General features: G+C 62.1%; 4 protein-coding genes. 3 read left to right on the top strand and 1 reads right to left on the bottom strand.

The features are described from left to right. Positions 1 to 102: 102 nt before the first annotated feature. The 3 genes from OO57_RS45005 (at position 103) to OO57_RS44435 (ending at position 1,378) form a co-directional block, all read left to right on the top strand. The gene (locus OO57_RS45005; protein WP_199811400.1) at positions 103 to 249 is read left to right on the top strand and encodes a hypothetical protein; all 147 of its coding nucleotides are present in this window, start codon (positions 103 to 105) and stop codon (positions 247 to 249) included. Between the two features lie 52 nt (positions 250 to 301). Beyond that, complete coding sequence (locus OO57_RS36710; RefSeq protein WP_033257177.1) at positions 302 to 622, top strand: transposase family protein; 321 nt, start codon at positions 302 to 304, stop codon at positions 620 to 622. A 111-nt stretch (positions 623 to 733) separates the two neighbouring features. Then, positions 734 to 1,378, top strand: coding sequence for a hypothetical protein (locus OO57_RS44435; protein ID WP_158715371.1), 645 nt, complete (start codon positions 734 to 736; stop codon positions 1,376 to 1,378). 74 nt (positions 1,379 to 1,452) lie between these two features. Here OO57_RS44435 and OO57_RS36705 read toward each other — a convergent pair whose 3' ends face one another. Continuing rightward, positions 1,453 to 7,335, bottom strand: coding sequence for a polymorphic toxin-type HINT domain-containing protein (locus OO57_RS36705; protein ID WP_051778722.1), 5,883 nt, complete (start codon positions 7,333 to 7,335; stop codon positions 1,453 to 1,455). Between the last annotated feature and the right edge of the window lie 55 nt (positions 7,336 to 7,390).

Raw genomic sequence — 7,390 nt, 5'->3', positions numbered from 1 at the left:
GGGCAGTGAACCCGCCCCCCTGCGCGTATCGCACGGATGGGACATACCCACCGATCGACAGCCCTCAGCACCCCAACAAGGCGAATTCAACCTGAGTAGTCGTTGGTCAAGCGCGACATCGGCAATCTCGCCGCAGCCAGCCTCGGCCAGATCACCCGGGCCGTGAAGTGCCGACTCAAACAGATCCAGTACCGCCGAGACCTCATCGACGGCTGCCTCGCTGCCACCGGCCTGATCATGGACGGCTGACCGGCATCACTCAATCAAGTCCAGTAAACACACCCAGCCCTGGAAGATCACCGTGAGCGCTCCCGGACTGAGCGCAGGGGCGGCCCGCCAAGCCAAGCCCCCCAGCGCAGGCCCCAAGGGGAAGATCACCCCCGCAAACCGGATCCTGATTACGGTCCTCTACCAGCGCAAGATCGCCGCCCAGGACCTTCTCGGGCACCTCTTCGGCGTCACTATCATGACCATCAGCCGAGTCATCCGTGAAGTCCGCCCCTTCCTGGAAACATCTGGGCACCAGCCAACCGTCTCAACCGCCCGCTTTCGTACACCAGATGACATCGCGGCATACCTACAAGACCAGACCGAAACGGAGATCAACTCGGCGGGTTATTAATCTGCTGGCCCCAAAGCAAAATAAATATCCAGAGCTCCATACATGGGCGATCCATCTATCGTAGAGTCCTGCATGCGCCACAGCTTTCCTCGCTTATGCCATAATGGTCCCATGATCAACCCTAGTGACATCAATTTGTCCCAATTTATTACCAACTGGTATGGCCCAAGAGATTCACCAAAGACCTTTCTTGGCCCGGAGTACTCCTGGCTTCCGCGCCCACTCAGGGAGTGGCACGCCCTTGCATCCCAGTGGACAAGGCCAATCATTGCCGACAATAAAATGATTCCTCTGATGGAGATCTCGCCTCGGGAGGGGAAGGCGATCTTCATGACTGATTCATCACGAGATTGGCTCTGGTCTTTCGATGCCTCAAACCCTTCCCAAGTATACGATGCCGAACTCCATCACCCCTGGGAGCCATGCTCGGAGTCCCTGGAAGAACTACTGATCCACACCACAATTCGAGAGGGGGTGAATAATGCAAATTCATTTCGCCTTTGCCCTGAAGTGAAAGTGGATTTGATCCCCCAGATAATTGCCCCGACCACCGAGGTTGCATTCGGAGAGTGGCGCTGGCCAGTACCTGGGTATCGCACTTTCATGAGCGAATTCCTTGTCATTAATGTTGGTCCAGCCCCAAGTTTTCAAGCTTCAGATGATCCCCGGTGCAGTTTCTGGTCGATTGAGGCTGGATCAAACCATCAGGACCATCTTGCCTATCTTGATAAACTTGGCATCAACTGGATGAAGTAGTCAGGAACTAATCTATGGCTCAGTAGGCACAAGCGGCCTCCATGCCATGAAGCATGGAGGCCGCTTGCGGGGCTTTATCCTATAGGGAATTTCTTGCGCTTGATCGGCCCGCTCGGTAGCCGATAAACTACGCGCAGAGTTGATCCTGTCGGAATCATGGTTGAAAGCGATGCGCGACAGGAACTGCACACTGGATAATTATTGATGAATAGTGTCGCATTTACAGGGATTCCGCCAGGAACGGTCCATTTATGCATCATATGGGCCGCCTGCGTCTCAGCATGATTCTTATTTGCGTTCAGCATACCTGGGGGCGGCTGGAAGCCAGGAACCAGGTTTCCTTGCCCGCTGCTCAAATCGATGGGCGCGTCTGCCTGGTCAATCCACAGGGATCCGCTAGTTCCACCCGGGTAGGTAAAGTTATCCGCAGCGGAATCTGCCCAATCGAGCCCCGTCTCGTCGCACGGCGGATCAACATTATGCACCAAAATCGGTGCCGACCCAACCAAAATATAATACGTGTGGATATTGGAAATCGTTAGATCATGGGCCACGCGGGGGGCGGTGTGATAGTTCGCCACCGAGTGGACCGTCAAGGTGCGCCTGTCTGGCCGCAGAACCTTGTCGCCTACTTTCAGCTCGGCGGCATTTGTCCATTTATTTGTCGTGACATCCCAGAAAGGGTGGTGCTGGGTTGAAGTTATCTTGTTTGAAGTATAATCACGAGAAGGCTCGGGGCTTTCTTCGGAGGCCTCGAAGGTGAGGTCTGTGAACTCTTGATCATCCGGCGTCCGAATTGTTCGATCTACACTCTCGGTGGCGGTATCACCGCTCTCCGGATTCGTCGAAATAACTCGATCGCCAACCTCTACATCCTCAATTGGCTTGGAGCTGCCATCGGCAAGTAGGACCTTAGTCCCAGGAAGGAAGCTATGCGTGGCATTTTGAATCATGCATGTGACTGCAACGCCGGTGTCGATTACGCTTTCGACTTTATCGGCCTCGTCGAGCACTTTTTGGGTCTTGTTGATTGCTTGGGCAACTTTTCCTGCACTTGTGACTTCTTTTCCGCCAGGAATGACGCTTGCAATCCCTATTGCGGCGTCCAGGTATTTGCCATCCTGGATGTCCATGATTGCGCCGCCGATAGCGCCAACGATCGATAGGCCAGGAATATAAGAGGCGATATCGAACGCAGCCCTCAGGCGCTCGCGGAATGTTCCTTCGGGATACACCAGGTAGACGTTGTTACCCGTCATGTAGGCGTGGTTTTTGTCCTCGCCCTTTTGCGGGTCCCAGTAGAAGTCGTTCCAGCCTCCCTGGTAGGGGCGCCAGGACTCTATGATTTGGTCGCCCTGACTGCCGAGTTCGTTGCTGGTGCAGATGCTGTGGCCGCCGCATACGCCGTCGGGGCGCAGGCCGGTGGGGTCGCTCTTGGCGATGGGGTTGCTAGCTGCGTAGTTGTAGCCGCCGAGTTGTTGGGCGTTGGTGGCGTCGAAGAGTGGGTCGAGGCTGATGAAGCGGCCGGTGGTGGGGTCGTACTGGCGGGCGCCGAGGATGGTGAGGCTGGTGGCGGTGGAGGTGGGGGCGTTGAGGAATCCTCGGTTGTCGGGCCAGGTTGCGGCGGTGCCGCGGGGGGCGCCGTAGGGGGTGAACTGGCGCCAGGTGGGTGTCTGGACGGTGCGGTCGAAAACGAGGCTAGAGGTGCCGTGGGGGTCGGCAATCTCAAAGCGGTAGTTGGTGAGGCTGCCGGTGCGTACGAGGGTGCCGCCGCCGGGTAGGGCGAGGTAGCGGGTGCCGGTGACGGCTTGGGTGCTGGTGTTGAGGGTGTACTGCTGTCCGGGCAGGTAGAGGATGGTGGTGCCGGGGTCTTTTTGGAGCAGGACCTGGCCGTCGGCGTCGTAGACGTAGGAGCTGTTGCCGGCTGTTCCTCCGGTGATGGAGGTGAGGCGGTTGGCGTCGTCCCAGGTGAGGGTCTGGGTGCCGCCGGTGGCGGTGGTGCGCTTGGTGGTGTTGCCGGCGGTGTCGTAGGCGAAGGTGCTGCTGTTGCTGGTGGAGGTGAGGGTGTGGGGCTGGTTCTTGCCGTTTCCGTTGTAGGAGTAGGTGGTGATGGCGTCGGCGCCGTTGGTGGTGGAGTGCTCGACCTGGTTGGTGCGGTTGCCGAGGGCGTCGAAGGCCCATTCGGTCCAGTAGGCGCCGCCGGGTATGGCGTCGCCGACCTGGGAGTGTGCCGTGGTGGTGGGGGTGGCCGCGCAGGAGTCGGTGGCGGTCCACGCCTGGGTGAGGCGGTCAAGCTGGTCGTAGGTAAAGCACTGGGTCTCGGAGGTCGCTCCGAGACGGGTGGAGACCTGCCGGGTGGTGTTGCCGGCCTGGTCGTAGTCGTAGTGCTGCAGGTCGACAGCGCTGGGGGTGCCGGTATTGGAGCGCTGGACGAGTTGCTCGTTCAGGCGGCCGGTGTGGACGTCGTAGGTGTTGGTGATGATGCCGTAGCTGGTCGTGCTGCCGATCTGGGACTGCAGGACCCGGCTCCAGGCGTCGTACGTCGTTTCCTGGGTGTAGCCGTAGCTGGCGGAGGCCAGGCTGTCCGGCAGGTCGAAGGCGGACCGGTAGGTGTGGAGCACGGTCTCGGCCGGCAGGCCGTTGCCGGAGGGGTAGGTGTCGGTGTTGGGCAGTCCGGTGCCGGTGTAGGTGTGCGAGTACACGTACGACTTGCCACCCAGGGCTGTGCCTTCGGCCGCGGGGATTTTGACGGTTTCGCCGAGGGATTCGCCGAAGACGTTGAAGCCTGCGGCCTGGGTCTCGTAGGCGGCTCCATTGGCGTAGGACGTCGATGTGGTGGTGTGGCCGATGGGGTTGGTCATGCCGGTGACGGCGTTGTTGTCGTTGTCGTAGACCCAGGAGGCGATCCGGGTGGTGTCCGACTGGGCTGCGATCGTCGAGGCGAACGTGGCCGTCTCGCGGTTCAGGGCGTCGTAGGTGGTGCTGGTGCTCTTTCCGCGTGAGTCGGTGGACTGGATCAGGTTTCCGACCGCGTCGTACTGCATGGTGCTGACCCCGGCGTCGGGGTCGTTCTTGCCGGTGGCCTGGCCGAGCAGGTTGTAGGTGGTGGTCCAGGTGGAGCCGTTGGCGGTGACGGTGTTCTGCAGTCCGTGGCCGTCGAAGCCGTAGGTGATGGCCTGGCTGGTGCCGCCGCTGAGCGTGTAGGTGCCGGTGTAGGTGTCGGCCGGCGGGGTGACGGTGGGCCGGGCGGTGTAGTCGTCGAGTTCGACGACGCGGCCCATCGGGTCGGTCACCGTCGTCTTGGCGGTGCCGCCGGCAGGGGGGATGACCGTGGTGCGGTCGCCGCCGTAGACGGTGGTCGTGCTCTCCTGGACCACGTTGTTCTTGATCGAGTCGACCCGCACCGCACGGCCGAGGCCGTCGTAGGTGGCGCGTTCCTGGGTCGGGACCAGTTGGTCCGTGGCGTTGGCGGCGAGTGCTATCGCGGGGCGGTTGTCCGGGTCCCAGAATGCCGTGTTGGTCTTGGAGACCCAGCCACGGGAGTCGAAGAACGACTCGGTGATCAGACGGCCGTCCTGCGGGGTCGGGGTCTGGGTCTGACGGACACGTCCGAGCGAGTCGTAGATCGTGGTGGAAGTGGCGTAGGTGAGGGTGTCGTTGAGCTTGTCCGTCGTCGTCCCGGAGAGCCCGGTGTTGGAGACGGTATAGCTGTACTTCAGGTTGGCCGGGTCTCCGGTGGGGCGGGACTGTGTCCACACCCCGGTCAGGCGGCCGAGGGCGTCCGACTGGCTGGTGGTGGTGATGTTGTTGGCATCGGTCGCGGAGATGGTCAGGCCGCGAGCTGGTGCGATCGTGGACTTGGCCACCTGGTTCTTGGCGTTCGTAACCGTCGCTGCGGTGGTCAGGCCCACCGCGTTGACGGTGTACGAGGCCGTCGTGGCGTTGCCGTTCGCATCCTTCACCACCAGCGGGCGCCCATAGGTGTCGTAGGTGGTGCGCGCGCCGGTCTGCCAGGTGAAGGCGCCACCGGTGTAGTCGGAGGCGCTCCGCTTCATGGTGACGTTGCCGACTGTCGGCGCCGCTGCCTGCGGGAAGGTGGTGGAGAAGGTCGGATCGTCGTAGAAGGTCTGGGTGGCGGACTGCACCTGCGCGGGTCGGTTGACCGTGGCAGGGGCGGTGAGCGTGTTGTACCCGGACGGGGACGAGGCGATCGAGCCCTCGGTGAAGCCACCACAGGCCACGGAATCAGTTTCCTGCGAGGCGACCAGGCCCACCAGGTTCAGACTGGTGTTTGCCGCGGCGTAGGAGTAGATGGTGCACTGGTCGTAGGCGGCGTTCGCCGGCACGGTGTGCGAGTAAGTAGTCGTGAGCAGGCCGAACTTGGTGTCCGCCGGGTCCGAGATATAGCTGTTGTTGGTCTCACTCACCCGCCACGTGGTGGGCGTGGTCGATGTGACGGCCTGTCGGCTGTAGCTCTCAGCCTCCTTGACCGCCGTTGCTGTCAAGGAGGGGAGGCCAGTGCGGCTGCGGGTCGCGGTTGCCGGAGAGACCCAGTACGAAGTGATGGCCAGGTTCTCAACCGCGCCGCCGTCACCCTTGTAAGCGGTGCTTTCGAGGGCCATACCGGAGAGTTGGTCGCTGTCAGTGTGCGAGGCACCCTGAGAGTCCGTCAGGGAGACGGTGCGGGTGGAGTTGGCGGAGAGCCAGTCACCGTCCATGCCGCGGTAGTAGCTGGTCTTGCTCTTGGTGAATCGGTCGCGAGTGCCGTCGCCGGTTCGGGTGGTGACGTCGGCGTAGCCGCGGAACTGCCCCCAGGTACGGTACTTGGGCTGGACGACCTCATTGTCGTCATAGTGCCAGGCAGCGCCGCCGCCGTACTCGTAGGAGGTGCTCCTGGCAAATGCGCCGCCAGTCTGGTCGGTTTCCAGGATGCTGGTGACGGCGTACTTCTGGAACCAGTCGGTGACCGGTGCTGTGTAGAACTTCGGCGTCCAACTGACCGGATAGCAGGAGTTGGTGTTGGTCGAGGCGTTAGCCGTGGCCGTGTAGGCGGGCGTGCAGGGGTTGGGCAGGCCGTAGGTGACCTGGGTCAGGCCGCCGAGCTCGCTGGTGACGGAGGTGAGCCGGTAGCGGTACATGCCGGGGAAGTTGGCGGTGTCGACCCGGTTCTGCATGGTGGTACCGCCGAAGACCACAGGCGGGAGCGTGATCGAACCCGTCCCGCCGGCACTGGTGTCGCTGGCCGTACGGGTGACGGAGGCCAGCCACAGGGTAGGCGAGGTGCCGTCACCGGTGGGCGGCTCGGTCTGCACCAGGTTATAGGTGTCGACCGGGGTGTACTGGGAGGTCGCGGTCGAGTACTGCTTGGTGACGATCTGCTTGAGGCGGACGGTGGAGAAGAACGACGGCCAGTGCGAAGTGCAGGTGGTGCCGCTGTTACAGATCAGGTCGAACGGCACATCCGGGTACTGGGTGCCAGCGTTCGAGGACGAGATCGGGTCGCAGGTGGTGGCGACGCAGCGCGGGCCGGTGAGGAACTGCACCTGGTTGGGGACGGTGCCGAAGGCGCCGTTGTCGAGGAAGCCGTAGTCGATCCGGGCCAGGTAGGAGTCGCGGACGTACTTGGTGTTACTCGCTCCCTGGTTCTGGCCGTAGTAGTTGGTGTCCTGGGTGTACCAGTAGGACATGGCCTGGCCGCGGGCGTTCTTGACGTAGTCCAGGTGCCACTTGTAGGCCATCGTGCACACCGAGGAGTTGAACCCCGCGGCGTTGTAGCACGGGTCGCCCGGGTGTGCGGAGTAGACCGGCACCGAGTCGACGGAGTTGGTCACCGGCTTGCCGGAACTCCAGCCGGGCAGCTGGTTGCGGCCGAAGGAATACACCGTGCCGGAGCGGTCGGTGACCGTCCAGTAGTCGGCTCTGTCCCGTAATCGGTGGTAGCGCTCTGTGGTGGTCACTGGAGGAGGATGCGGTGGCGGAGCAGAGGGAACCTGGCTCGGCCGTGCATTTGCC

Source organism: Kitasatospora phosalacinea (assembly GCF_000717185.1).
GTDB lineage: Bacteria > Actinomycetota > Actinomycetes > Streptomycetales > Streptomycetaceae > Kitasatospora > Kitasatospora phosalacinea_A.
Note: the sequence above shows the minus strand (reverse complement) of the source record. Positions and strands in the feature narration are given on the sequence as shown.